This is a genomic window from Acinetobacter sp. NIPH 1852 (assembly GCF_022549455.1).
Taxonomy (GTDB): Bacteria; Pseudomonadota; Gammaproteobacteria; order Pseudomonadales; family Moraxellaceae; genus Acinetobacter.
This window is the reverse complement of record NZ_JAKZGG010000048.1, coordinates 1-897: the sequence shown is the minus strand read 5'-3', so window position 1 is coordinate 897 and position 897 is coordinate 1. Positions and strand designations below refer to the sequence as shown.

Annotated in this window: 1 protein-coding gene; it reads left to right on the top strand. The window is 44.4% G+C overall.

Going from position 1 to position 897, the window contains the following annotated elements; all coding sequences use genetic code 11:
* A partial coding sequence (locus tag MMO38_RS16500) for a terminase large subunit (protein ID WP_241324188.1) occupies nucleotides 1–897 on the top strand: 897 nt, incomplete at both ends.

The following is an 897-nucleotide window of genomic DNA, read 5'->3' as shown; positions in this document are numbered from 1 at the left end:
GAAATGACAGCTTTCCCAAACGTTGACATAGCAAACAAGTGGGCAAAGCAAGTTGTTTCAGGAAAAATACCTACGTGCAAATGGGTAAAACTGGCTTGTCAGCGCCATTTAAATGACTTAATTCACGCTAAAAAGAAAGAATTTCCATATAAATTTGAGCCTAAATTGGCTGAAAAGAAGATCGCTTTCATTGAATTGCTACCCCATACCAAGGGTGAATGGGCAATGAAGAGAATGAAGATCTCGCTTGAACCTTGGCAAAAGTTTGGAATTGCTTGCACCTTTGGATGGACGCGAAAAAAGGATGGATTCCGACGTTTCAGGGAGAGTTATTGGGAAGTACCTCGCAAGAATGGTAAATCTGCGATTGCTGCTGGTGTCGCTCTTAACATGTTTGCGAATGATGGTGAGTTCGGTTCAGAAGTCTATGCTGGTGCTACGACAGAGAAGCAAGCTTGGGAAGTATTTAAACCTGCAAGATTAATGGCCGTTCGATCTCCTGAATTTATTGAAGCGGCAGGCATTTTGATCAATGCTGGAAGTCTAGAGATACCAGATGAGGGTTCAGTTTTTGAACCAATCACAGGTGATCCTCCAGATGGTCAGTCACCACACTGTGCTGTGGTTGATGAGTTCCATGAACATCAGACTTCATCGCTATATGACACGATGCAAACAGGTATGGGTGCTCGCCGTCAGCCAATGATCTTTACGATCACCACAGCAGGTTTCAATATTGAGGGGCCTTGCTACGATCTACGTGGACGAGTGCAGGAAATGCTGTTGGGTACGGTACCCGATGATGAGCTTTTCGGTTGGATTTGGACCATTGATGAAGGAGATGATTGGACTGATCCGAAGGTTTTGGCCAAAGCCAATCCAAATTATGGCGTTTCT